This window comes from Bradyrhizobium sp. WSM4874, assembly GCF_055811835.1.
In genome coordinates, this window is the sequence record NZ_JBVVPR010000010.1 from 25,874 (window position 1) to 51,112 (window position 25,239).

Consider the following 25,239-nt stretch of genomic DNA (forward strand, 5'->3'; position numbering starts at 1 on the left):
GGCACGCAGGCTTGTGTGCCGGGGTTCTTTTTGCGTGAGGCGGAACGATGGGGGACGTGGTTGAGGATTCAAAGGTCGATTTTGGTGTCCTGGCGGTGCTGCATAAATGGCCATCGCTTGCGAACCAGCGGCGATCGGACAGGGCGTCCTACCAGGTGATCGAGGGCACGCTCGACGAATGCATCTCGGCGTTCATGGCGAAGCCGGCGGCGACCAGGCATCTCTATGAGATCCGCACGATCGCGCAGCCGCCGCTGGTGACGGACATCCTCTCGCCTGAGCACATCACCGAGCTGGCGCGGCTGCGCGAATTTCTCTGATCCCCGCAGAAAGCACCGGCTGAGCGCAGGAACCTTCTTCCGGTTTTTCCCGTTGATGGTGATCGGAAGCGAAGGCGTGAGTGCCTCACATGCTTGAAGCCGGCGTACCAGCCCCGGTCGTGCCCTATGGCGCAGACCAGACCCTGTTCGTGGTGATCGACCGCCTCGACAAGGCGACTGAAATCCGTGTCGAGCGAAGCGATCTCGACGCCACGATTGGCGAACTCGTCGCGGGCTGCTTCAACGACCCCGTCAAGGTCATCTCGTTCAACACGCTCGAGCACTGGATGAAGGATATCTCGACCGACGTTGCCGGCGAGATTCGGGCGCGCTGCGACATCGATGGCATGACCCTGCCCGACTATCTCAGCGACTTCGTCGAGAGCCATAGCTGAGCGCGCATGGTGTGATGAGTATCAGGCGCGTCGGTACTTGCCGGTGATGACCTCGATCTCGCGGCGGCGTTCGCCTGCGAAGGTCAGGAGCTTTTCGATCGTCAATGTATCCGTGATCCGCTTGGCGAGCCGCTCGGCGCGTGTAGCCTGATCTTCGAGATACTGGATCGTGTTCAAACGCCGCCTCCCAAGAGCTTAGATCTGGAGTCCCCAATGTTTGGGTATCCATGGTGGCTGGAGGCGGCTAACAGCCGGTTAAGCACAGCGTTTCGGATCGATATAGCTGCAAATTATTGCACCACATCGAGCCGGACATTGGTGACACCCTTGTCGACCATGCCGAGCGCCTCGGCCGCGGAGGGAGAGATGTCGACCACGCGTCCGCGAACATACGGCCCGCGATCGTTGATCCTGACGGTCACGAAGCGACCGGATGAGACATCGGTGACGCGCAGCTTGGTGCCAAACGGCAGGCTGGGATGGGCCGCGGTCAATTCGTTCTTGTCGAACCTCTCGCCGCTCGCGGTCTCCGTGTCGGAATAGAAGCTGGCGACGCCGTGCGAGACGCTTTGCTTTGCGCCGTCGGGGACGCGCGCCCGGCTGATCGGACGCGGACGCAGCGCCGCCACCCTGTGCGGACGCTCGACGATGGCCTGCCGGCTCGTGCCGGCCAGATCGGCCTTCTGGCGGCCGACCGGCGATTGCGCACACGCCGCAAGCGACGCCGCGCCGATGATGGCGAGCAGTATCCGGCACAGGGTTGCCAACGAAATCCGGGCATTTTCGGCACGTGCAAAGCAAGACATGATGCGCCCTCCGAATGCCCCGAGTTTCGGCGGGCAATGAGGGCAGAACCTTGTCGGAACGAAAGCGCGCCTGAGGCCGCAGCCGTTTCGCGTTTAGCTGTGGCGATTCCACCACACTGGCTTGTCCTGAATCGAGACAGATTCTTTCGCGAGCACCTCTCTCACTCCCTCTCCCCCGTTCTTGCGGCGAGAGGGAGTGGTGAGGAGCCGCCTCCGCGAGCCCGGCTTGAATGTAAGCGTCAGTACTGCGGCTCGTACATCTGGGACTGCACCAGTCCCTTCACATCATTGGGTGCGGGTCCTTCCGCCAGGCCGCGCTGAAAAGCGACGTCGGCGACGGCGGCGGCGATACGGACCGAGACCTCGCGGATGCGCGGCAGCGCCGGATAGAGGCTGCCCTGCGCAAGATCGTCCTTGCCGACGCAATCGGCGAGCGTATGGGCGGCCGCCATGAACATCTCGTCCGTCACCAGCCGCGAGCGGCTGGCGATAACGCCGAGGCCGACGCCCGGGAAGATGTAGGAATTGTTGCCCTGGCGCGGCACGAAGGTGCGGCCGTTGAGCTTGACCGGGTCATACGGGCTGCCGCAGGCAAACAGCGCGCGGCCCCCGGTGTAGCGGTAGGCGTCCTCCGCCGAGCATTCGGCCTTCGAGGTCGGATTGGAGAGCGCGAACACGATCGGCTGCTCGTTGAGCTCGGCCATCGCCTTGAGCACGTCGGGCGTGAAGGCGCCGCCGACCGCGGCAACACCGATGATGGCCGTCGGCTTCAGCGTCCTGATCGCGGTGAGGAAGTCGGCGATCGGCGCCTGGTCGGCATGGGCGTAACGGAGCTTGTGACCGGACAGGCCTTCGCGGCCGCCGACGACGAGGCCGCGGGAATCCACCAGCCAGTTGCGGCGGAGCGCTTCCGCCTCGGAGGCGCCCTCCGCCATCATGGCGGACGTCACGAGATCGGCGATGCCGGTCGCGGCCTCGCCCGCGCCGAGGAACAGGATGCGCTGATCCCTCAGTCTGCCGCCGTTGACGCGCAGGGCCGAGAACAGGCCGGCGAGCGCCACCGCAGCCGTGCCCTGGATGTCGTCGTTGAAGACGCAGGCCTCGTCGCGATATTTGTGCAGCAGCTTGAATGCCGAATGATTGGCGAAATCTTCGAACTGGATCAGCACACCCGGAAAGGTCTTTCGCGCGGCGACCATGAACTCGTCGACGAAGCTGTCATAGGCCTCGCCGGTGAGCCGCCGCTCGCGCAAGCCGAGATAATAAGGGTCTTTCAGGAGCTCTTCGTTGTTGGTCCCGACGTCGAGCACGATCGGCAGGCACGTTTCGGGATGCACGCCGGCGCAGGCCGAATACAGCGAGAGTTTTCCGACCGGAATACCCATGCCGTTGGCGCCGAGATCGCCGAGGCCGAGGATGCGTTCGCCATCGGTGACGACAATCAGCTTGGCCGGATAGGGCCAGTTCTTCAGGATCTCGGCGATCTGGCCGCGATCGCGCGAGGAGATGAACATGCCGCGTGGACGCTGGAAGATCAGGCCGTATTTCTGGCAGGCGAGCCCGACCGTCGGGGTGTAGATGATCGGTTGGATCTCGTCGATATTGTCGACGACGACGCGGAAGAACAGCGCCTCGTTGCGGTCATGCAAGGCATTCAGCGCGACATATTTTTCGAGATCGGTCGGCAGCGTGCGCAGATTCACGAGCACCCGCTCGACCTGGGTCTCCATCGTCAGAACGCACGGCGGCAGCAGCCCGCGCAGCCCGAGATCGTCGCGCTCCTGCGCGGTGAAGGCGGTGCCCTTGTTGAGCAGGGGATCGCGCAGCAGCGCCATGCCGTGCACGGAATCGGACGATGTCGAATGGGCGCTGACCCGAGCAGGTCTATTCACGAATTCCCCCAGGGAGTTTCTTATTGAAGGGCGGGCATTGTCGGCCAGCGCTCACCTGAGATCAAGGACGCAGAAAACTGCGGCAATGATTGTGATCCCGCACCGCAGCGAGGTTTTGGTGACGGGCAAAGGTTAATGCCGTAACGCTCCCGCTCCTCATGGTGAGGAGCGCGTCTTCGCGCGTCTCGAACCATGCAGGCCCCATCTCGCCCGCGGCGCATCCTTCGAGACGCCCGCTCCGCGGGCTCCTCAGGATGAGGAGGGTATTATTCAGCCTTGATGTCGGCGGCCTTCACGATCGGCCACCATTTCTCGGTCTCGACCTTCTGGAAGGATCCGAGCGCTGCGGGCGTTTGCTGATCGGACGGAGGAATCTCCTGCCCCAATTCGCCAAACCGCTGCTTGACGGCGGGATCGGCAAGCACGGTGACGATGGCCGCGTTGAGCTTCGTGACGATCTCCTTCGGCGTGTTCTTCGGTGCCCAGATGCCGTGCCAGTAGGAGATGTAGAGACCGGGCAGCCCCGCTTCGTCGACCGTCGGGATATCGGGTGCGGAGGCGAGCCGCGTCGGCGACGTTACCGCGAACGCCTTGATCGCACCGTTCTTGTAATGCGGCAGCGAGTTCGAGGCCTGATCGAACATGATGTCGATCTGCCCGGCCACGAGGTCGATCATGGCGGGCCCCGCGCCGCGATAGGGCACGAACTGGAAGTCGGTGCCGGTTCTCTCCTTGAAGAAGACACCGGCGACGTGGGCACCCGTGCCGGCGCCGGCCGTGCCGGCAGTCACCTTGCCGGGGTTGGCCTTCAGCCACGCGATCATCTCTTTCAGATTGTTGGCCTCGAGCGACTTCCGGCCGACGATGAGCTGCGTGCCCATCGCGATCATCGCGACCGGCTCGAAATCTGCGATCACGTCATAGGGCAGCTTGAAGATCGCGCCGTTGAGCACATGCGTGCCCCAATGGCCGATCGTGATCGTGGTGCCGTCAGGCGTTGCGCGCGCCACGCGGGCGCCGGCGATGCTGCCGGAGGCGCCCGCCACGTTTTCGACCACGATCGTCGCGTGCAATTCGGCGGCGATGCGTTCGGACAGGATGCGCGCCAGCGTGTCGGTCGGACCGCCCGCCGCGAACGGCACCACGAGAGTGATGGGGCGCGATGGGAACGGCTGCGCTCTCGCTGGAGCAGTCCACGCTGCACTTCCGAGCAACGCACAAATGACGATCACATGACCGCGCAGTCCAACCCACCGCCCCCGCATCAATCTCTCCCACCCTTTTTGTCGCCCGCATGTTGTCAGCGGGCTGGAGCTGGAGTGAACGCTGTCGAACGGATGGAGGCAAGCCGGAAATGATGCCGGACCGCTTAGGACATGTACTCATAAACTCGCGCTGCACTTCGTGTGAGGTCCGCCCTGCCTCCGATACCGGCCGTGTTGGCGCACCTCACCCTAGGTCCGAGTTGGGCCAATAGGCGACATTTTGAGCCCATCCAATCCGATCGTTCGGCGTACTTTTGAAATAGCAATCGGAACTAGGAAACACTGGGAAGTCCGCGCGTTTAGGGAGACGGGGCAACACACTGGAGGAAAGCATGCGAACAACAACTCTCGCGATGATAGTCGTTGCCGGAAGCGCGATTGCCTTCCAAGCAGTGGCCCAACAGCAAAAGGCCGCACCTAGTGAGCAAACCAAGGAGGAGATGCACCGTGGTGTAGACAGTGGGCTCAAGACTAGCGAGCCCAACGAGCAGATGCAGCGTGATGCAGACAAGGGGCTCAAGACACGCAATTCCGGACAGTCCGGGTTCGTGGCAGATCAAGACAAGCCGGGCGCTTCTGCGCACCCTCCGGGCCGGCCGGAAAGCGAACAGACCACCGGTTCGGGTAATCAGACCGGCGCTCCAAAATAGAGCCGATAGCGCTCACGTCGGCGGCGAGTCCAAATGTCCGTTTGGGGTCACAAGCGACCTTCGACCGGATGCACCGCGAGGTCGGGTACGGGCCAATAGCCGACATCGGCTATCATCTAACAGGGATGCCAGCCGCGACGACGTCACTCACGGGTCGGTTTCGGTTTATTCAGCCACCATCTTCGAATTACCAAAAGCTGCCCTGCGCACAACGCCAGTCCCAATGCAGCCATCATCACGCAAAGAGCGAGATGCGCAACCAAGCCTATAGGGTGAGTTTCATAAGTGATGATCTGCCAGTGGCGGAGGTTGTCCACCCCGCGTCCAAACGAGACGAGCAGTCCTCCTGTCGTGTACCAGTTGCACAGCTGGGCAAGCCCTATCCAAGCTACTAATACGCAGGCGCCCCAACCGGCGACAAACCCGCCGATCGATTTTATTATGGTCAGCCACCCCGTCATAATCCGTGATTTTGCCATCCTTCAGCAAACTGGGTCATCTCCCAAATTGAACCGAAGCTAACAAAAGGTTGAAGATACAGGAATAGATCGTCGGCTCTTGCCTGCTGACGTTATCCCTGCAGGGATATCCGCTTCGGGTCACGAGCCGCCGATCACACGCAGGGTGGGAGACTTCCGCTTTGGATTGGTAAGCCGACGTTTAGGGGTGCACGCCCTATCCTGCCGCTCGACGCCGCGTCAGATGAGCGGCGCTATCGGCCGGCGGCGCGATGTGCATCAGGATGGTCTGGGTGGCGGATGCGACCTCGATGCCGTTGTGCTGGAAACGCTGCTTCATGCGGCGGTTGAATTCGCGCTGCACCGGCCAGCGGCCGGCCTCGGTGCAGCGGATCTGGCCGACGATCGACACCATGGCTCCGTCGACCTTGTCGATGCCCCAGAGCTCGAGATCGCCGCGGATCAGGCTGCGGAATTCCACCTCGCGGCGCATCTCGTCGACGATTTCCTTGAGGATCTGGCCGGCGCGATCGGTATCCTCCTTGTAGGCGACGTTGACGCTGACGGACGCATTGCCGGCGCCGCGGCTGGCATTGGTGATGGTCGTGACCGCGCTGAACGGCACGATGTGCACGGCACCGTCGCCGGCCCTGAGCCTGATCGTGCGGATCGAGACGTTCTCGACCACGCCCGATAGCCCCGACACGCTGACGCTGTCGCCGACCTGGACGGTGTTCTCCAGCAGCAGGAACAGCCCGGTGATGAGGTCCTGCACCAGCTTCTGCGAGCCGAAGCCGATGGCGATGCCGACGATGCCGGCGCCCGCCAGCAGCGGCGCGACATTGACGCCGATCTCGCTGAGCGCCGTGAGGCCGACGACGGTGGCGATCACGCACAGCAAGGCCGTGCGCAGCATCGGCTGAAAGGTCCGCAGCCGCGCGGCGCGGGCATAGTGGCCGTCGCGCGACAGCGTGTTGATCTGGCGGTCCAGCAGCGCGTTGCTGGCTTCCCAGATCGCCGCCGCGATGAATACGGCAAGTCCGATCGTCACCACCGCCGAGATCAGCCGGCTGCCGATCTGGCCGCCATAGAACCAGACGATGGCGTCGACGCCCCAGACTTCGAGCACGGCCACCAGACCGATGAAGGCGATGACGCCAGATACGATCTTGCGCAGCAGCGGCAGGTAGCGATTGGCGCGGATTTCGAGGCCTGGAAAGCGCTGGAGGATTTCCGGCTTGATGCGGAAGCCGCGGTCGATCAGGCCGAGCGTCAGCATGATGGCGACACGCGTGATCAGCGCCACAGCGATGGTGCCGACGAAATATTGCAGCAGCAACGAATAGCCGTTGCGAATGTTCAGCGCCCACACGGCCCATAGCGCCAAGTCGAGCGCGATGGCGAGATAATGCCAGCCGCCCGCAATGCGGTTGCGCAGTCCCGCCGCGATCCCCTGCCGGTCGGCCGGCGCGCGGATGGCTTCGGCGACCTGGCGGCGGCATTGCAGGATGATCACGACGATGAAGAGATGCACGACCAGCATCACCATGCGCAGGAGCGCGGCATAGCCGCCGCGATGCAGGCCGAGCAGCAGCGCCACATTCGCAAAGGCGATGCCGGAGACGCCGACACCGACGATACGGCGCGCCCAGATCTCGATATAGGCAGCGGTCTCGGCCTTGACCGGAAACAAGCCGAACGGTCCCGCCAGCACACGGACCACACAGATGAGCCCGCGCGAGAACGCATAGGCGTTGACGACCGCGAGGATCACGAGACGGACGGTGGTGGGCTCCCCGATCTCGGTGCCGAGCAGCGCCGTGGCGACGCCGACAAAGACCAACACGGGTAGCAGCTCGAGCAGGAAGCGTCCCAGCACGAGGGGCAGCCGCAGCATGATTTGCCAAGCCCGCGCCAGGCTGTGGCGGCGCCTGTGCAGTTCGGGCGCGGGGGTGACATCGGCGACCGATGACGGCGGATCGGCAATGGGCAACACCTGCACCGGCAGACGCGCCGTTTGCGGCATGCGCCCTTCCAGGAACACGACGGGGCGCCGGATCAGACGGAACATCACCCATTCGGCGCAAAAGGCGCAGCCGAACACCAGACCGAGCTTCCAGGCGATCTCGATCAGGAGATTGTAGGCCGCGGGATCGTTCGCGGTCCGCACGATCCAGTAATAGAACGCCGGGAAATGCGTGAGCGTCCTGGCCATATCGGCGACGTCTCGCGAAATTTCGCCGATCTCCTCAGACACGGTGAGCATGAGCTGCGCACCGAGGCCGTCGGCCGCGAGCGGGATCGGCGATTTTGGCTCGGGCACAGGCTGCTGTGGACCGGACGCATTGGCGATCGCGCGCAGCGTGTCGATCATCTGCGTGCGCTTCTTGTCGTCCTGCAGCGTTTCCAGCGCCCGCTTGGCCTCATCGGGCGACAACGCGGCAGCGCTGTTTGCCGTCGGCGCAGGCGGCGCGGCGCGGGTGCTGGAGAGAGAGGAGATCGCGATCAAGAGCGCGGCGAGAAGCGCAGAGGCAAGCTTATGCGACACGAGGGATTCCCTGGGAAAAATGAATGCGACGGCGACGTCGGGCCCGTCACCGCCGAAGCACATGCATCATGTCGGATCGACGCTATTCGCCCGGGCGCTGTGTCGGAAGTTGGCCAATGAGGCGACATTCTCTTGGCATTTGCCGCGGTGCAGGAAGCGGGAACCGTGGACTCAAGCCGAGGGAAGAGTATGCGGCAGCATTTCAATGCAGATTGATGCAGTTGAGCCTCATCCTGAGGAGGCCGCGAAGCGGTCGTCTCGAAGGACGAGGGCGCTCGCTCAGGCGCCGCCGAGACGTCATGTGCGATCGCCCTGATATGCGATCGCCCTGCGTCATTACGGGAGTCGGCCCGGAATGACGCGATGAGGAGGAGGAGAGAAGCAGGATGTCAAAAGCGCGGCGGCCTTGTTACGGCCATCCGACATGATCGCTGTGATGCAATCGATCTGATGCAGAGTACAGCGCCGGGCAGGTAGGGGCTATGCCACACTGATGCAGCCCACTAGACCTTGGCCCGGCGTGCCGTTCGCGTTTCTGCCGCTATGCGATAGTCCGAACGAGCTCCATCGCACTTAACGCGGCTGGTTCTGCGGAGGTGGTGTCATAGACCTCCCCTTGCTCTTGATGTGGACGTTGCGCGTCGCTTGTTTGCGACCATTGGGATGGTCCTCCCGTGACGCAAGACTGTCAAGCAAGATCAATGGCGCGCAAATCACATTTGAGGGCGCGTTCCATTCCAGGGCGACGGATTCACCGCTGCCGAAACACGAGAAGTGGACGAGTTACGAGACTGCCCTTCCCGCAAATGTAGAGCGCGTCTGCTACGGGTTGGCGCGTGGGTACTGAGGGATTGGGGATGATGACATCATACCCCTGTTTTGCCCGACGAGTCAAACCGCTTCGACAAATCCGCAATCGATCGAGCTGGCCTTCAAGTCATTGATTTCGCTATCCCCGGCTACTGTGCATGGGGTTGTTTTCGCGTTTTTTGTTTCTTGTCCGCCTTCTCCTCCTTCTCCAGCGCCTTGCGAACCTCGTCGAATTCGCCCAGCGAGGCCTTGTCGGCGCGGGGGAAGCGTAGATCGAGCTTCTCCAGCGCCGCGACGATGGCCGACCCGATCACGACGCGGGCGAACCATTTGTGGTCGGCCGGCACGACATACCACGGCGCATGCGGCGTGGCCGTGTGCCGGACGATGTCCTGATAAACTGCCTGATAGCGCGGCCACAGCGCGCGCTCCTTGATGTCGTCCATCGAGAACTTCCACTGCTTGGCCGGCTCCTCCAGCCGGTCGAGGAAGCGCTCGCGTTGCTCGTCCTTGGACAGGTTGAGGAAGAATTTCAGCACCACGGTGCCGTTGCGCGAGAGATAGCGCTCCCACGCAGAGATGTCCTCGAACCGCTCCTTCCAGATGTTCTTGGTGAGGACCTTCTGCGGCAGCTTCTCCTTGGCGAGGATCTCCGGGTGCACGCGCGTCACTAGGCATTCCTCGTAATGGGAGCGGTTGAAGATGCCGATATGGCCGCGCTCCGGCAGCGCGACCGCGTGGCGCCAGAGGAAGTCGTGGTCGAGCTCTTTGCTGCTCGGCGCCTTGAAGGCACTGACTGCGCAGCCTTGCGGATTGATGCCCTCGAAGATCGCCTTGATCGCCGAATCCTTACCGCCGGCGTCCATCGCCTGGAACACGATCAGCACCGACCAGCGGTCCTGGGCGTAGAGCTTCTCCTGAAACGCGATCAGCCGCTTCTTGTTGGCCTCGAGAATCTCCTGCGCCTTCTCCTTGTCGAGGTCGCCCTTCTCGTCGGTCTTGTGGTCCTTGAGATGAAACTTGCCCGAACCATCATAGCGGAATGGCGTGATGTAGCGGTCAAGCTCCTGGGCGAGCGATTTGGACGACTTCTTGCTCATGAGCGCGGGGCACCTTGCGTTGCGGCTTCAATCGATCGAGCAAGCTACCAAGGATGCCCTTCGGAAGGAATATGATGAAAAGCACGAGCAGCACGCCGTAGACGAGATTGTCCCAGCCGACCGCCTTGGTGCCAAAGCCGATGCGCAGGGTCTCAGCCAGCATAATCGTGATGATGGCGCCAAAGGTCGGGCCGAGCGAGACGAACAGGCCGCCGACGATGGCCGCGAACACCATCTGGAGCGACACCGCGATGCCGCTGACCGTGTCTGGCGTGATGAACATCTGGTACTGGCAGTAGATCGCACCCGCAAGCGCCGTCATCAGCGCGCTGAGCAGCGTGATCTTCAGCTTCTCCGCGGTCACGTCGACGCCGGCCGCGGCCGCGGCGTCCTCGTCCTCCGAGATCGCCTCCAGCGCATAGCGGGCCATGCTGCGATCGACCCAGTGCCAGACCACGATGCCGAAAAGCCAGACCCCGAGCGCGATCAAATACCAGGTGATCTTGTCGTCGAATTGCAGCGCCCAGAGCTTGTTGCCCGCGGCCCGGTTCGGCGTGTAGCCGAGCGAGCCGCCGGTATAGTCGCGCGTCGCCGTGATGACCTGGAGCACGATGCCGGAGAGCGCGAGCGTCACCAGCACGAAATAGTGCCCGGTGATGCGGAAGCGAAAGCAGGGATAGCCGACGATCAGCGCCAGCGCGCCGGCTGCGACCATGCCCATGGGGATGCCGATCCAGGGCGACCATCCCAGGTGATTCCAGAGTAGCGCGGTGACATAGGCGCCGATCCCCATGAACCCGCCATGGCCGAGCGAGACCAGGCCGAACCGCCCCATCATCGACCAGGACGTATAGGCGAACGACCAGATCAGGATCAGCACCAGGATGTGCAGATGATAGGGATCGCGATAGACGAAAGGCAGCGCGACCAGCGCCGCCAATCCCACCGCCCAGGCTGCAAGTCGTCCCCGCCCCATCATCGGCGCCTCGCGAGCAGGCCCGCGGGCCGGATGAACATCATGACAATGAAGAAGGCGAAGGCGAGCACGTAGCCCCATTCGAGATCGGAGAACAGGCCGCCGAGCGAGATGATCTCGGCGAACACGAAGGCGGCGATGAAGCCGCCGATGAAATTGCCTAACCCCCCGAGCACGCAGATCAGGAAAGTGATCGGCCCGAACGACAGGCCAACGAACGGATGCACGTCATACTGCAGAACCAGCAGGCATGCTGCGAGCCCGGCCAGCCCCCCGCCGATCGCGGAGGTGATGAGATAGATCCGCTTCGTGTCGACGCCCATCAGCGCCATGATCTGCCGGTCCTGCGAGATCGCCCGGATCGCGGTGCCGGTGAAGGTCCGCGTCATGAACAGATAGACCGCGACCATGCCGACCAGCGCAGCCAGGAAGGACAGAAGTCGTGCGTAGCTGAAATTCATCTCGCCGAAGGCGAGCACCGGCAGGCGGATGCCGAGGTTGCGGAAGTCGATGCCGAAGGCGACGGTGGCAAAGCTCTGCAGCACGAACAGCACCCCGCCGGTCGCGAGCAACTGGTTGATCGGCGGCGCGGTGAGCAGCGGCGCGATCACGAGGTAATGCAGCGCCGCGCCGAGTACCGCGACCAGCAGGATGGTGAGCGGCGCGGCGAGGAAATAGCTGATGCCGTAATACTGCACCAGGAAATACATGGCGTACATGCCGATCATCACCAGCTCTGCGTAGCAGATCCAGGTCACGTCGATGACGCCGAAGATCAGATTGAGCCCGAGCGCGAGCAGCGCCAGCACGCCGCCGAGCAGGATGCCGTTGATCACCGCCTCCAGCAGGTAGATGTCGAAAATGTCTAAAAACGCTTGCATGCCCGCATGAACCTCACACCCCGAGATACGCTTCCTTGACCGTGTCGCTCGCCAGCATCTCGGCCGAGGTGCCCGAGGACCTGATCGAGCCCGCCTCGATCAAATAGGCACGATCGACCACCCGCAGCACCTGCTGCACATTCTGCTCGACGATCAGCACGGTCAGCCCGCTGGCGCGGATCCGCTTCACCAGCTCGAACACCTGCTGCACCACGACCGGCGCGAGTCCCGCCGAGGGCTCGTCGAGCAGCAGCAGCTTTGGATTCGACATCAGCGCGCGGCCGATGGCGCACATCTGCTGCTCGCCGCCGGACATGGTGCCGGCCATCTGGTGGCGGCGCTCCTTCAGGCGCGGAAACAGTTCGAACACCACGTCCAGCCGTTCGGCGTAGTGGTCGCGCGCCTCCTTCATGAAGGCGCCCATCTTGAGATTGTCGTCGACCGAGAGCTGCGGAAACAGCCGCCGATTCTCCGGCACATGCGCGATCCCGAGGCTGACGATCTTGTGCGGCGGCGTGGCCACGACGTCGACGGCTTCCATTCTGATCGACCCACGCGAGGGACGGATCAGGCCGGAGATGACGCGCATCAAGGTGGTCTTGCCGGCCCCGTTCGGCCCGATGACGCCGACAGCCTCACCCGCCTTCACGTCGAGATCGACGTCGAACAGTGCCTGGAACGTGCCATAGCCGGCATTAACGCCGCGGAGCTCCAGCATCACTGCACCCCCGCGCGGCGGCGCGCTGCGGCGGCCGCGGCCTGCGTGGTCTCGGCATCGGTGCCGAGATAGACTTCGATGACGCGGGGATCGCCGGCAACGGCACTCGGCAAACCTTCCGATATCTTCTCGCCGTGATCGAGCACCATGACGCGATCGACGACGCGCATCAGCACGCCCATGATATGCTCGACCCAGATGATGGTGATGCCGAGCTCGTCGCGGATGTTGCGCAGCATGTCGGCCGCCTGCCCCATCTCGGCCTCGTCGAGGCCGCCGAGGCTCTCATCGGCCAGCAGAAGTTTTGGCGAGGTGGCGAGCGCTTTCGCCAGTTCGAGCTTCTTCAGGCCGGCCGCACCGAGGCCATCGACGCTGGCATGGCGATCGGTCGGCAAGCCGACCATCGCCAGCGATCGCTCGGCCGCCTCCTCGGCCCTGGCACGGCTGTGGCGGCCCTGGCCGTAAAATCCGGCGAGCGCGACGTTCTCGAAGATCGTCAGGCGGCGGAATGGCCGCGGGATCTGGAAGGTGCGACCGATGCCGCTGTTGATGATCCGGTGCGGCGGAAGGCCTGCGATCTCGGAGCCGCCGAACAGGATCGAACCGGACGTCGGCGCCAGCGTGCCCGAGAGCATGTTGAAGATCGTGCTCTTGCCCGAGCCGTTGGGTCCAATCAGGCCGAGGATCTCGCCCTGATCGACTTTGAACGACACATTGTTGACGGCGGTGAAGCCACCAAACCGCTTCACCAGCCCGCTGACTTCCAGCACCGTCCCGCTCTCCTCTCTGCGCGCATTGGCGCTACTGGTTGCTGTAGGTGGTGCCCTTCGGCAGCGGCAGCACGGCCTCGCGCTGCGCCTGGCTCTTGGGCCACACCACGGAGGACTTGTCGTCGATGTACTGGATCACGACCGGGAACGAGCGCTCGTTCTGTCCGGCCATCGGCGTGCCCTCGCCGTAGAATTTGACGCCGAAGCCGAGCATGGTGCCCCCTTCGGGAATATCGGTGTCGAGTGCAGCCTTGCGCAGCGCATCCGGATCGACCCCGCCATATTTCTTGATCGCGCGCGGCAGCACGTCATTCATGAACACATAAGTGTTGGACGCACCGATGCCGACATGCGCCGAGCGGATGGCGACGCCGGGCCGGATCTTGTCGAATTCCTCGCCGACCATCTTGATCACAGGCGGAAGCTTGGGGTCCATGGTCTTCTGGTTGGCAAGCCAGATCGAGATCGGGTCGGTGTTGAAGATGTAGGTGGCATCAGCCCCCATGCCTTCCTTCAGCTTCTCATAGACGCCGTAACCCGCGCCGTGCCCCATCAGCGCGCCGAACTTCAGCCCCTGCTCGCGGGCCTGACGCAGCAGCAGCGTGATATCGGGGTTGTAGCCGGTGTGGAAAATGACGTCGGGCTTGGCCCGCTTCAACTTGGTCACCAGCGCGGAGAGGTCAGGCGCGGTGGCCGAATAGCCCTCCTTCATCACGACGTTGAAGCCCGCCTTCTTCGCGCCGGCCTCGTTACCCCTGGACACGTCGACGCCATAGGCGCCGTCCTCGTGAATGATGGCGACGCGCAGATCCTTCGGCTCCTTGTCGAACTTCGCCTTGGCGTTCTGCGCGATGAAATCCATCGTCATCATGCCGAACTGGTCGCCGCTCGCCTGCGGGCGGAAGACGTATTTATAACCCTTCTCGTTGAACACGGCCGACGAGATGCAGGTCGTCATCCACATGAACTTCTTGAGCTGCTCGACGCGCGCCGCGACCGGCACGCATTGCGCCGAGGAGAAGAAGCCGAGCACCATGTCGACCTTTTCCTGCTCGAGCAGGCGGACGGATTCGTTGATCGCGATGTCAGGCTTGCTCTGCGCATCGGCGTAGACCGCTTCGATCTTGTAACCCTCGACGCCGGTCTTGGCGAAATGGTCAAGGACGATCTTTGCGCCGATATAGCCGAGCTCAGAGCCGCCGCCGGCGAGAGGCCCGGTCAAATCGAAAACGACGCCGATCTTGATCTTCTTCTCTTTGATTTGATCTTGGGCCTGGGCGCACACTGCCAAGCCCGTCGCTGATATCGCGACCAACAGCCCACGTACCAAACGGGCAGCCCTGCGCACGCGCATCAAAACCTCCCTGGACGATTGTGCATTGCATTCTTTTTACGTTTGCAATTTTGCCCATCACATGGGCTGAGCGCAGCGATGTCAAGCCTCGCGCATCAGCGCAACGCGAACTGCTGCTCGACGAAGGCCGTGACAAATCGCGGCATGGACGGCGTGAGATCACTCATGCCGCGCACGAGATGAATGGCCGAGAGCTCTGGCTCGGCCTCGCCCGCCAGATTGGCTTCGATCCGCGCACGCGCCACATCACCCGGCATGTCCAGGTTGATAATTTTCAGCATTGCAATCGCGGGACCAGTGACGACGCAGTGCCAGTCCGGCTCGACCCGATAGTCGGTCGCGGTCAGGCCGGTCTCTTCCTCGAGTTCGCGGATCACACTGCCGGGAATGTCGAGCGTGTCGCCCCTGACGTCGTCGAGATCGGGCGTCCCCGAGGGGAAATAGATCCGGCCGGCATTGGCGGTGTGTTGCGCCATCTCGCCCATGACGAAGGCGCCGTCGGAGGTGCGCAGCGCGCCCATGCCAAAGCCGTTGAACACGGCCTTGTCAGGAAAGCCCCAGTCGCGCCAGGCGAGGAAGCTCGCGAAATCGGTCTCAAAATAGGTCGCAGAAAGATGGCCGTCGGCGAACATTGCATCGCGCCCGAGCAGGACGCGGCCGTTCCAGATCTTTGGCCGCTCGCGCTGCTTCTCGGCGAAATGCGCCGTGATCTCGGCGCGTCGCTCCTCCGCGAACGCCCAGGCGACCGGCCGCACGGCAAGTTCAAGCGTCGTGACCCGATGAATGATTGCTGACGTCATGACGCCTGATGACCACGCCTTCGCGTCGGTTATTTGACGCTCCCCGTGGTCTTCTTGGCCTGCTCGACATACTTATTGGTGAAGGTCTTGCTGACGTCGATCTTGGCGTTCGCCACGTCGGGCGATCCGACGCTGAACACCGCGAGCACGGCGTCAGCGCCCTTCGGGTCCATCTTGCCGGTCTCGGAGTACATCGGGATCGTGTTCTTGAGTGCCGCGAGATAGAGGTCCTTGTTCTTGCCGACCGTTTCCTCCGGCATCTTCGCCATGATCTCCTCGGGTGAGTGCGAGTGGATCCAGGCAAGCGTGCCCAGGATCGCGTTGGTGAGCGCCTGCGTCTCCTTCTCGTGGCCGGCAACCCAGGCCGCGGTCGAGTACAGCGCGCCGCCCGGATATTCGCCCCCGAAGGTCTCGAGCGTATCCTTTTGCGTGCGGGTGTCCGAGAGGATGCGCAGATCCTTGTGGCTGCCCTGGAGCACGGTCACGGACGGATCGAGCATCACGGCCGCGTCGATCTGGCCTTGCTCCATGGCGGCGACCGCAGTGGCTCCGAGGCCGACGCCGATCACGGCGGTGCTGGCGGGATCCACGCCATTCTTCTTCAGCATATACTTCAGGAAGAAGTCAGTGGAGGAGCCGGGCGCGCTGACGCCGACCTTCTTGCCGGCGAGGTCCTTGATCGACTTGATCTCGTTGGTGTGCGAGGGCGAAACCACCAGCACGAGGCCGGGATAGCGGTCATAGACGACGAACGCCTGAAGCTCCTGCTTCTTGGCCGCGAGGTTGACGCAATGGTCGAAATAGCCGGAGACCACGTCGGCGCTGCCACCGAGCACGGCCTTGAGCGCGTCCGAGCCGCCCTTGAGGTCCACGAGCTCGACATTGAGACCCGCCTTGTCGTATTCGCCGAGCTGCTTGGCCAGCACCGTGGGCAGGTAGCACAGGCAGGAGCCGCCGCCGATCGCGATGGTAACCTTGCTTTGCGCCGCCGCGAGACCGGTGGTGAGCGTCAGCGCGAGCAGCGCGCCCGCGAGCCTGGCTATCGTGTTCTTCATTGGTTTCCTCCGTTCGGCTGGCGGCACCATAGAGCAGCCGGACTGGCTTGAGAAGCAGGACCGAAGGCGCTGGCCATCGGCCTTTCGGCGCAATAGCATGAGCCCACAAGAACAATTCTTGATGGGGAGGATCATCCATGAATCGCCTTGCAATCGGACTGTCGATCGCCACCGCTTTTGCCGCCGGATGCGGCGCAACCCACCTGCTGCGGCCGGCGCTGGCCGCGGAGAATATCACTCCGCAGATCATCCACACCGGCGAGATGGAGAGCGACGCGCTCGGGAACGCCAACGCCGTCGGCTTCCGTTCCAAGATGTTCGCGAGTGCCGACGGCGCCACCATCTCGATCCAGGTCGGCAATGTGCCCAAGCACATGCATCCCAACACGAACGAGATCCAGTATATTTTGGAGGGCACCGGCACGATCTGGTTCGGCGACAAGGAGGTCACGGTGAAGCCGGGCGACCTCGTCATCATCCCGAAGGGGACGCCGCATGGCGGCACCAAGCCGATCAGCGGACAGGTCAAGGCGATCGCGATCAAGACGCCGCCGCAGGCCCCCGACGACACCAAGTTGCTGGATTGATCGATCCGGGGCTCGCGCGGCGCGCGGGCCCCTTGCGGCCTAGCCGCGTCCGTCCACGGTCGGGCGCCAGACCAGCAGTCTCCGCTCGACCAGCGTCACACCAAAATCGATCAGAATGACAAAGGCCGACAGCACGAACATGCCGGCGAACACCCCGGCGACATCGAATACGCCCTCGGCCTGCTGAATGAGATAGCCGAGCCCCGCCGCCGATCCCAGATATTCGCCGACGACCGCACCGACCACGGCAAAGCCCACCGACGTGTGCAGGGATGAGAACATCCACGACAGCGCCGAGGGCCAATAGACGTGCTGCATCAGCTGCCGCTCGCTCATGCCGAGCATGCGACCATTGTCGAGCACGGTGCGGCTGACCTCCTTGACGCCCTGATAGACATTGAAGAACACGATGAAGAACACCAGCGTCACGCCGAGCGCGACCTTGGACCAGATGCCCAGTCCAAGCCACAGCGCGAAGATCGGCGCCAGCACCACACGCGGCAGAGCGTTGACCATCTTGACGTAGGGATCGAACACCGCAGCGACCAGCGGCTGGCGCGCGAACCAGAAGCCGATCAGCACGCCACCGGTCGATCCGATCACGAAGGCCAGGATCGATTCCGTCAGCGTGATGCCGAGATGCTTCCAGATCACACCGGACGAGAACCATTTGACGATCTGGGCGAAGACGTCGACCGGGTTGGAGAAGAAGAACGGCGGCAGCAGGATCTTGCCGAACACGGGCACGGTCGACAGCAATTGCCACAGCGCGAGGCAGACCACCGCGACCAGCACTTGCAGCGAGAGCAGCGTCAGCCGCGACATCACACCGCCTCCGCCGCTTGCGTGGACTGCGCATAGCCCTTCATGACCTCGTCCTTGAGCACGCTCCAGATCTCGCGATGAAGCGCATGGAATTCCTTGTCCAGCCGCACTTCAAAAATGTCGCGCGGGCGCGGCAGGCTCACGCGCCAGTCGCCGATGATGCGGGAGGACGGCCCCGCCGACATGATCACGACGCGGTCGGCGAGCGCGATCGCCTCTTCCAGATCATGGGTGACGAACAGCACGGCCTTGCGGTCGGCGTTCCAGAGGTCGAGCAGCAGGTTGCCCATCACCTGCCGGGTCTGCGCATCCAGCGGCCCGAACGGCTCGTCCATCAGCAGGATCTTCGGATCGCGGATCAGCACCTGCGCCAACGCCACGCGCTTGCGCTGGCCACCCGAGAGCATGTGAGGATAGCGGTTGGCGAAGGCACCCAAGCCGACCGAGGTCAGCCACTTTTGCGCCCGCGGCAGCGCCTCGCTGCGCGGCGTGCCGCTGACTTCGAGCCCGATCGCGACGTTGTCGAGCGCGGTCTTCCAGGGGAACAGCGCATCGGCCTGGAACAGATAGCCGGCATCCCGGTTCAGCCCGGCAAGCGGCTGGTCGAATATCCTGACGCTCCCGGCAGCCGGCTTCAGCAGCCCGGCCGCGACGTTGAGCAGCGTCGATTTCCCGCAGCCGGTTGGGCCGACGATGGCGACGAACTCGCCCTCTCCGACCGTCAGATTCGCCTTCTCCACCGCCGTATAGACCCGCTCGTCCCCCAGCCGGAACGCGACCTTGGCATCTTCCAGCGCCACCGCCGTAGGCGTCGTCATGTATTCCCTCCGAACTTGGCCCGATGCCTTAGCCGCTCGCGCAGCCAAGTTCAATCAAGCCGCCAAGCGTGCTACGCATGGGCCTCGTCATCCCCTGCCCCACGGGCGGGTTAGCGCAGTGAGCCCCGCCCGATGCGATCCAGGCCGATGATTGGCTATGCCCACGTCACCAAGAGCTTCGGCGCGCTGAAGGCCGTGGACAATGTGTCACTCGACATCGCCGAAGGCGAGTTTGTCGCCGTCGTCGGCGGCTCGGGATCGGGCAAGACGACGCTGCTGCGGCTCGCCAACCGCCTGATCGAGGCGGATGGCGGCACGATCACGGTCGAGGGCGACGACGTGCAATCCGTCGATCCGGTCGCGCTGCGGCGCCGCATCGGCTACGTCTTCCAGAGCGGCGGGCTGTTCCCGCATCTGAGCGTCGCCGACAATATCGGGATCACGCCAAAACTGCTCGGCGTCCCGGCGGCGGATATCGCAACGCGGGTCGATGAGTTGCTCGAGCTCGTGCAGCTCGACCGGGCCGCGCATCGCGAGCGGTTGCCGGATGCGCTCTCGGGCGGCCAGCGCCAGCGTGTCGGCGTGGCGCGGGCGCTTGCGGCAAGGCCCCGGATCGTGCTGATGGATGAGCCATTCGGCGCGCTCGATCCCCTCACCCGCGATGCACTCGGCGACGATTTTCGCGAGCTGCACCGCAAGCTCGGCCTGACCACCGTGATGATCACCCACGACATGACGGAAGCGATCCTGCTCGCGGACCGCATCGCGGTGATGCGCGGCGGGAAGCTGCTGGCGCAGGGCACGCCAGTGGAGCTCTCGAACAGCAAAGACGCCTACGTGCTGGAGTTGCTGCGGACGCCGCGTCGCCAGGTCGAGCGATTGAACGCGCTGCTGCCACAGAGCGGGGCGGCATGAGCCTTTTCACCGATCCGCGCTGGGGCGAGGCGCTGGGGCATTTGCCCGACTATCTCGGCAACCACGTCCGGGTGAGTCTTGCCGCACTTGCGCTCGGCCTGATGGTCAGCCTGCCGCTGGCGATCCTGACCCGCAACCGCCCCACGCCGCGCGCCGTGCTGCTCGCGCTCGCCAGCATCGTGCAGACGGTACCCGGGCTGGCGCTGCTCGCGCTGTTCTATCCGCTCCTGCTGCTCGCGGCCTCCGTAACGCTGGCCTGGTTCGGCGTCTCCTTCTCCGCTTTCGGCTTCCTGCCGGCGATGCTGGCGCTGGCGCTCTATTCGATGCTGCCAGTGCTGCGCAATGGCATCACCGGCCTCAACGGCATCGATCCCGCGCTGATCGAGGCCGCGAAGGGCGTCGGAATGACCGCACCGCAGTCTCTGGTGATGGTCGAACTGCCGCTGGCTCTCCCGGTGATGATGGCTGGCATCCGTACCGCCGCAGTGTGGGTGATCGGCACCGCGACGCTGTCGACCCCGATCGGGCAGACCAGCCTCGGCAATTACATCTTTGCCGGGCTCCAGACCCAGAACTGGGTGTTCGTGCTGTTCGGCTGCTTTGCCTCGGCCCTGCTGGCGCTCGCCGTCGATCAACTGCTCGGGCTGATCGAGAGCGGCCTGCGCTGGCGCAACCGCGTGCGTACAGCGCTTGGCGCGGCCGGGATCGCCGCACTGGTCGTCGCAACACTGGTGCCGACGATGGGGCGCTCATCACAGAGCTATGTCGTCGGCGCCAAGACGTTTGCCGAGCAATATGTGCTGTCGGCGCTGATGCGGGACCGGCTTCAGGCCGCCGGTCTCTCCGCCGTTGCACGATCCGGTCTCGGCTCGAGCGTGATCTTCGAGGCCTTGAAAGCCGGCGACATCGATCTCTATGTCGATTACTCCGGCACGCTCTGGGCCAATCAGCTTCACCGCACGGACATCAAGCCGCGCGCGGAGCTGCTGGCGGAGCTGCAAACGGCGCTTGCGAAGGAGAACATCACCCTGCTCGGCGAGCTCGGATTCGAGAACGCCTATGCGCTGGTGATCCCGAAGAAGCGCGCCGAGGCACTTGGCATCCGCACCATCGCCGATCTCGCCGCGCAGGCTTCGACCCTGTCGATCGCCGGCGACTATGAGTTCTTCTCGCGACCCGAATGGGCGGCGCTGCAAAAGGCCTATGGCCTCTCGTTCCGCGCCCAGCGCCAGATGCAGCCGGACTTCATGTATGCGGCCGTCGCCAGCGGCGAGGTCGATGTCATCGCGGGCTACACCAGCGACGGGCTGATCGCAAAATACGATCTCGTTGCGCTCGACGATCCCAGGCACGCGATCCCGCCCTACGACGCCATCCTGCTGCTGGCCCCGAAACGGGCCGGCGACGAGCGGTTGCAGGCCGCACTGAAACCGCTGCTCGGCAAGATCGACATCGCGACCATGCGCGAAGCCAATTTACGCGCCGCCGGCAATGATGCGAATTCGTCGCCGGATGCGGTGGCGAAATGGCTGTGGGAGAAGGTGGGTGGGCGGTAAGCCGCGCCATTCATTCGATGTCGTCCTGGCGAAGGCCAGGATCCATCACCCCCCACAAGGCAATTGTCGAAGTCCGATAGCCCACCACGATTTCGTTGGAACCAACACATTTTGCCAACGATAAATCACGCGGTATGGGTCATGGCCTTCGCCAGGACGACGTTGGAGAGACGCTACAACCCTCTGATCATCCCCGCATCGATCAGCAGCCGGTTCAGCCGGCGCGCTTCGGCCCCGTCCTTGCAACCGTAGAATATGCCCTTGCAGCGGAGCATGATCTCCTTCTGCTCAGCGAAGGACGGATCGAGCGGGATGCCGGCAGCTTCCTGGATGACCAGCGGCAGATACGGGCCATCGACCGTGTCCATCACGGCCTCGCTCTTCACCGGCTCGAAATTGACGGCGTCGATCGCGTAGTAGGTCGCGTAAAGACGTGGGTCGTAGGCGTCGAGCTTCTTGCCGAGAGCGCCCTCGTCGAGCCCGGGCTCGAGGATAGCAGGCGCGAATTCCGGCTGGTGATCGCCGTAGCGCACGATCAGGAAGGGCTCGCCGGGAAATTTCTTCTTCAGGCTCGCGAGAAAAGCCTTGTATTGCTCGGCGCTCATCGCCTGCCGGCGCAGATATTCGTCGATGGAGGGCACATTGCCCGGTGCGCGCCAGTTCGGCAGCAGATCCGGGCGGAAGCGCGTCTCCCAGGGGAAATGATTGGCGCCGAGATAGATGAAGGTGAACAGCGGCTTGTTCGGCGTTCGCTCACCCATCAGCCGGAGCGCCTTGTCGTAGAAGAAGCTATCCGGCTCGACATCCTTGGCGCCGAGATCCTTGGAATCGAGGAAGCGTTCGATGCCGGTCGTCACCTGAAAGCTGCGCGCGGCCATGAAGCCGCCATGGGCGGGGTAGAGCGACATCGTATCGTAGCCGCAGCGGCGCAGCGCCAGCGGGAGACCGCGCTCGACGCGGCCCGTCGCGATGCGGGTCACGAAATAGGCGAAGCGGCCGAACGAGCGCGACGACAACCCCGCGAGCACATTGTATTCGGTGAACCAGCTCGGCCCGCCATTGCTCTCGGCCAGAAACGCGCGCTCCTTGCCGTCCCAGGATTTGAAATGGCTGCCGTAGCCCGGCGGCACCTTAATGCCCTGCGCAGCGCGGATGTCGAAGCTCGATTCATCATGGATCATGATGATGTTCGGCCGCCGGCCGGCGGGATGGCAAGCATCGACCAGCGGCATGTTGAGCCGTTCGTTGGTCGAAGCCGTCGACTCCATGAAGCCGTATTGCGCGAAGTCGGAGACCGCGCTGACGCCGGAGCGGAAGAACTTCGAGAGATAGCCGTCGTCGTAATAGCCGCGCCAGGCCTCGTCCGGATGATAGAGCGAATAGCCGACCAGCGCGGCGAGGCAGGCGAGCTTGCAGGCGAGCGCCGGCAGCCTACGGATGCGGAATGGGTCGAGCCACCACAGCGCATACATCAGCGGCAGCGTGACGAGGCCGGCCCCGATCACCGACCAGCGCAAATTCGGGAAGATCGTGAACAGGAACGCCACCGTGTCGCGGTCGATCATCATCAGGTCGATGAAGTTCACCGTCATCTGCACGACGTCGTGCTTCAGCCGTGACAGCAGCACCAGCACCACGACCAGGGTCAGCGACAGCGCACCCGAGAGCGCCGGCCGCCGCAGCAGTGTGATCCAGAAGAAGTTGAGGATGCCCCAGGCCAGCACGAAGGAGAGCCGTGCGCCGAAATCCGTCTCGGTCTCGTACATCAGGACGAGCGCAGCGAGATGCGGCGCCGCAAGGGCGAGCAGCCGCCAGATGCCGAGCGCGGCGACGCTGGCCAGTACGGCGGTCGTGGCAGAAGGACCTGGATTGGGCGCGGACGCCATCGACGACACGCAACTGCTGGTCCGGCACGGTGATGCCGAGCCGGCTGACCGGGCCTGCGGCGTTCGGCGCAGCCGGAAGGCCTGCACCGTGTCATAAAACTGTAATTGAACGGTCACGGACAAGCAACGCGTGTCGCGATCCGACCTTCGCTTAATGTTAGCGGAAGCCGATTGGTCTCCGCGCCCAATTCGTCCCCAGGGCAAATCCCGCAGTGCAGAACCGACTTGCCGTCTAGTCAAGGCCCTCGACGCCGACCAGGCGGGCAGAACTGCAAGCGTCCCGGACCGCTTTGAGTCCCTGGTAGGTCGCGCCTGTGTAGAACGCCTCCTAGACTGCGACGGATGGGAATTCCAGCAGAACGATCCTGTGGGGCTGCCAATCCCCCTCGTAAACCTTGTGGGCGCCCCCGCGCGCCAGATATCTGGCTCCGGCGGCCTCCAGGGCGGGCTTCACGCCCAACATAAAGCTTTGGTACTGCTGCAAATCCCTGATCTCGACGTCGAAAATCACATAAGCCGGCATCTCAAGACGCTCCCACGATCGGAAATCGATCACCTGTCTGGCAATGGTCTCACCTCAGAGGCTCAGCCCTGCGGCAGCAGCCCGAGCCGCTTGGCGATGATGCGGTCGACCACACGCTTGGGCAGCGTAGCCGTCATCAAATGTCGCATCCGGTCCGGCGTGATCTGGTAGCGAACCTTGGGCCTCTCAGCGGTGAGCGCCTCCAAAACGACCTCGGCGATCCGCTCGGCCGGCAGCCCGGTCTCGCCGAGCTTCATCATGAACGTCATGACCTTGTTCAACGCCGGCAGATAAGGCGAGTTCTGGTAGACCGAGAGATCGATCTGCTCGGCCTTGCTCCAGATCGGCGTCTTGACTGCGCCAGGGGCGACGATGATGACGTCGATGCCGAACAGCATCAATTCGCGGCGCAAGCTCTCCGACAATCCCTCAATCGCGTGCTTCGAGGTGCAGTATGGCGCCAACAACGGATTGCCGTTCTTGCCGGCGACCGAGCTGATCATCACGATCCGGCCCTTCGGCCCCTTCAGCGAGGGGTCGGCGCCGAGCAGCGGCCCGAAGGCCTGCGTCGCGATAACAGGGCCGATGACGTTGATGTCCATCTGGCGCCGGAAATCATCGGCCGACAGCTCGAGCACGGGACCGGCGACCGCGACGCCGGCGTTGTTGACGAGACCGGCCAGCGTCTCGCCGCCCAGAGCCTCGCGGACTTTTCGCGCAGCGGCGAGGACCGCCGCCTCGTCGGTGACGTCGAACAGCAGCGGCGTGAAGTTCGCACCGAACTCACCCGTAAGCCGATCCGCATCGGCCTGCTTGCGGACGCTTCCGAAAACGCGATAGCCGCGCCCGACCAGAAATTTAGCAATGGCCCAGCCGATGCCGGTGGACGCGCCGGTGACGACGACGGATCGCATGATCTTTCCGCCCAAGAGCTCCCGCGATCATGCAGGGGAAAGGTGCCGGGGCGCAATGCCGCCACCGGTCAAGGAGACGCCGCAGATGTCAGTTCTTAAGGTGAAGCGAGGCGCGAAGGTCGCGACGTGAAATTGATTGCATCATGAAGATATGGATGAAGAACGGAATCCTTGACCCTGAAACCGTTGCGCTTTTGAGGATCGGGAGCTTCCGAAAAAACCTGTGAAACAACACAAGACCAAGAATGTGGTTTAAGCGTCAGTTCTTCGTGCTCAGGAAGCACTTCGGCTCGCGAAGAATTTGAATGAAGCAGCAATGCTTCGCGCGAGACAGAAAGAGCGAGATCGCCGGCTGCGATCTCGCTCGAATATAGTCGCGAAGATTTAAGAATTGGTTTGGCGAGCGAAGCTTGTGTT

The 25,239-nt window shown here is 63.5% G+C and carries 24 protein-coding genes; 6 read left to right on the forward strand and 18 right to left on the reverse strand.

All coding sequences use genetic code 11. The features are described 5' to 3' along the window. The first annotated feature begins 47 nt into the window (after nucleotides 1-47). Nucleotides 48-320 carry a hypothetical protein gene (locus tag AC0L3P_RS12805; protein WP_106946928.1) on the forward strand — a complete coding sequence of 91 codons (273 nt, stop codon included), beginning with the start codon at nucleotides 48-50 and terminating at the stop codon, nucleotides 318-320. 89 nt (nucleotides 321-409) lie between these two features. Then, complete coding sequence (locus AC0L3P_RS12810; RefSeq protein ID WP_247358856.1) at nucleotides 410-715, forward strand: hypothetical protein; 306 nt, start codon at nucleotides 410-412, stop codon at nucleotides 713-715. 21 nt (nucleotides 716-736) lie between these two features. Here AC0L3P_RS12810 and AC0L3P_RS12815 read toward each other — a convergent pair whose 3' ends face one another. The 4 genes from AC0L3P_RS12815 to AC0L3P_RS12830 all read right to left on the reverse strand — a co-directional run bounded on the left by AC0L3P_RS12815 (nucleotide 737) and on the right by AC0L3P_RS12830 (nucleotide 4,678). After that, nucleotides 737-892 (reverse strand): hypothetical protein, encoded by a 156-nt coding sequence (locus tag AC0L3P_RS12815; RefSeq protein ID WP_473302128.1) that lies wholly within the window; start codon nucleotides 890-892, stop codon nucleotides 737-739. A gap of 113 nt (nucleotides 893-1,005) precedes the next feature. Continuing rightward, the gene (locus tag AC0L3P_RS12820; RefSeq protein WP_354060721.1) at nucleotides 1,006-1,521 is read right to left on the reverse strand and encodes a septal ring lytic transglycosylase RlpA family protein; all 516 of its coding nucleotides are present in this window, start codon (nucleotides 1,519-1,521) and stop codon (nucleotides 1,006-1,008) included. A gap of 239 nt (nucleotides 1,522-1,760) precedes the next feature. Then, on the reverse strand, nucleotides 1,761-3,413 hold the full coding sequence (locus tag AC0L3P_RS12825) for an NAD-dependent malic enzyme (protein ID WP_473302129.1): 1,653 nt from the start codon (nucleotides 3,411-3,413) through the stop codon (nucleotides 1,761-1,763). Nucleotides 3,414-3,679: 266 nt separating this feature from the next. Then, nucleotides 3,680-4,678 (reverse strand): Bug family tripartite tricarboxylate transporter substrate binding protein, encoded by a 999-nt coding sequence (locus tag AC0L3P_RS12830; RefSeq protein WP_354060717.1) that lies wholly within the window; start codon nucleotides 4,676-4,678, stop codon nucleotides 3,680-3,682. Between the two features lie 332 nt (nucleotides 4,679-5,010). On the opposite strand from AC0L3P_RS12830, the gene AC0L3P_RS12835 reads away from it, so the two are divergent. Next, complete coding sequence (locus tag AC0L3P_RS12835; RefSeq protein ID WP_275173519.1) at nucleotides 5,011-5,328, forward strand: hypothetical protein; 318 nt, start codon at nucleotides 5,011-5,013, stop codon at nucleotides 5,326-5,328. A gap of 675 nt (nucleotides 5,329-6,003) precedes the next feature. Here the strand turns inward: AC0L3P_RS12835 and AC0L3P_RS12840 are convergent. From AC0L3P_RS12840 to AC0L3P_RS12880, 9 genes are all read right to left on the reverse strand, one after another. After that, a complete protein-coding gene (locus AC0L3P_RS12840; protein WP_473302132.1) occupies nucleotides 6,004-8,334 on the reverse strand; it encodes a mechanosensitive ion channel domain-containing protein in 2,331 nt (776 codons plus the stop codon). Nucleotides 8,335-9,293: 959 nt separating this feature from the next. Then, nucleotides 9,294-10,244 (reverse strand): polyphosphate kinase 2 family protein, encoded by a 951-nt coding sequence (locus tag AC0L3P_RS12845; protein ID WP_354060711.1) that lies wholly within the window; start codon nucleotides 10,242-10,244, stop codon nucleotides 9,294-9,296. After that, nucleotides 10,204-11,223, reverse strand: a complete 1,020-nt coding sequence (locus AC0L3P_RS12850) for a branched-chain amino acid ABC transporter permease (protein ID WP_354060709.1) — start codon at nucleotides 11,221-11,223, stop codon at nucleotides 10,204-10,206. The genes AC0L3P_RS12845 and AC0L3P_RS12850 overlap by 41 nt, the downstream gene beginning before the upstream one ends. Continuing rightward, complete coding sequence (locus AC0L3P_RS12855; protein WP_354205495.1) at nucleotides 11,220-12,101, reverse strand: branched-chain amino acid ABC transporter permease; 882 nt, start codon at nucleotides 12,099-12,101, stop codon at nucleotides 11,220-11,222. The genes AC0L3P_RS12850 and AC0L3P_RS12855 overlap by 4 nt, the downstream gene beginning before the upstream one ends. Before the next feature lie 13 nt (nucleotides 12,102-12,114). After that, nucleotides 12,115-12,819, reverse strand: coding sequence for an ABC transporter ATP-binding protein (locus tag AC0L3P_RS12860; protein WP_473302136.1), 705 nt, complete (start codon nucleotides 12,817-12,819; stop codon nucleotides 12,115-12,117). Next, complete coding sequence (locus AC0L3P_RS12865) at nucleotides 12,819-13,589, reverse strand: ABC transporter ATP-binding protein (RefSeq protein WP_473302137.1); 771 nt, start codon at nucleotides 13,587-13,589, stop codon at nucleotides 12,819-12,821. Before AC0L3P_RS12865 ends, AC0L3P_RS12860 begins: the two co-directional genes overlap by 1 nt. A gap of 31 nt (nucleotides 13,590-13,620) precedes the next feature. Further along, nucleotides 13,621-14,943 carry an ABC transporter substrate-binding protein gene (locus tag AC0L3P_RS12870; RefSeq protein WP_473302138.1) on the reverse strand — a complete coding sequence of 441 codons (1,323 nt, stop codon included), beginning with the start codon at nucleotides 14,941-14,943 and terminating at the stop codon, nucleotides 13,621-13,623. 95 nt (nucleotides 14,944-15,038) lie between these two features. Further along, entirely contained in the window at nucleotides 15,039-15,743 is a 705-nt protein-coding gene (locus AC0L3P_RS12875; protein ID WP_473302141.1) for an NUDIX hydrolase, read from the reverse strand. 29 nt (nucleotides 15,744-15,772) lie between these two features. Further along, a complete protein-coding gene (locus tag AC0L3P_RS12880) occupies nucleotides 15,773-16,798 on the reverse strand; it encodes an ABC transporter substrate-binding protein (protein ID WP_473302142.1) in 1,026 nt (341 codons plus the stop codon). A 137-nt stretch (nucleotides 16,799-16,935) separates the two neighbouring features. Here AC0L3P_RS12880 and AC0L3P_RS12885 point away from each other — a divergent pair, with 137 nt between their 5' ends. Next, complete coding sequence (locus AC0L3P_RS12885) at nucleotides 16,936-17,385, forward strand: cupin domain-containing protein (RefSeq protein ID WP_473302145.1); 450 nt, start codon at nucleotides 16,936-16,938, stop codon at nucleotides 17,383-17,385. A 39-nt stretch (nucleotides 17,386-17,424) separates the two neighbouring features. Here AC0L3P_RS12885 and AC0L3P_RS12890 read toward each other — a convergent pair whose 3' ends face one another. After that, nucleotides 17,425-18,210, reverse strand: coding sequence for an ABC transporter permease (locus tag AC0L3P_RS12890; RefSeq protein WP_473302147.1), 786 nt, complete (start codon nucleotides 18,208-18,210; stop codon nucleotides 17,425-17,427). Next, the gene (locus AC0L3P_RS12895) at nucleotides 18,210-19,028 is read right to left on the reverse strand and encodes an ABC transporter ATP-binding protein (protein WP_354060694.1); all 819 of its coding nucleotides are present in this window, start codon (nucleotides 19,026-19,028) and stop codon (nucleotides 18,210-18,212) included. The genes AC0L3P_RS12890 and AC0L3P_RS12895 overlap by 1 nt, the downstream gene beginning before the upstream one ends. Nucleotides 19,029-19,160: 132 nt before the next feature. Between AC0L3P_RS12895 and AC0L3P_RS12900 the strand changes: the two genes are divergently transcribed. Further along, entirely contained in the window at nucleotides 19,161-19,943 is a 783-nt protein-coding gene (locus AC0L3P_RS12900) for an ATP-binding cassette domain-containing protein (protein WP_473302148.1), read from the forward strand. Next, nucleotides 19,940-21,499 carry a glycine betaine ABC transporter substrate-binding protein gene (locus AC0L3P_RS12905; protein WP_473302149.1) on the forward strand — a complete coding sequence of 520 codons (1,560 nt, stop codon included), beginning with the start codon at nucleotides 19,940-19,942 and terminating at the stop codon, nucleotides 21,497-21,499. Before AC0L3P_RS12900 ends, AC0L3P_RS12905 begins: the two co-directional genes overlap by 4 nt. Nucleotides 21,500-21,672: 173 nt before the next feature. Here AC0L3P_RS12905 and AC0L3P_RS12910 read toward each other — a convergent pair whose 3' ends face one another. The 3 genes from AC0L3P_RS12910 to AC0L3P_RS12920 form a co-directional block, all read right to left on the reverse strand. Continuing rightward, nucleotides 21,673-23,385: a sulfatase-like hydrolase/transferase gene (locus AC0L3P_RS12910; RefSeq protein WP_473302150.1), complete on the reverse strand. Its 1,713-nt coding sequence runs from the start codon at nucleotides 23,383-23,385 to the stop codon at nucleotides 21,673-21,675. A 328-nt stretch (nucleotides 23,386-23,713) separates the two neighbouring features. Then, nucleotides 23,714-23,908, reverse strand: coding sequence for a DUF1330 domain-containing protein (locus AC0L3P_RS12915; RefSeq protein ID WP_473302151.1), 195 nt, complete (start codon nucleotides 23,906-23,908; stop codon nucleotides 23,714-23,716). Nucleotides 23,909-23,970: 62 nt separating this feature from the next. Then, entirely contained in the window at nucleotides 23,971-24,822 is an 852-nt protein-coding gene (locus AC0L3P_RS12920; RefSeq protein ID WP_473302152.1) for an SDR family oxidoreductase, read from the reverse strand. Between the last annotated feature and the right edge of the window lie 417 nt (nucleotides 24,823-25,239).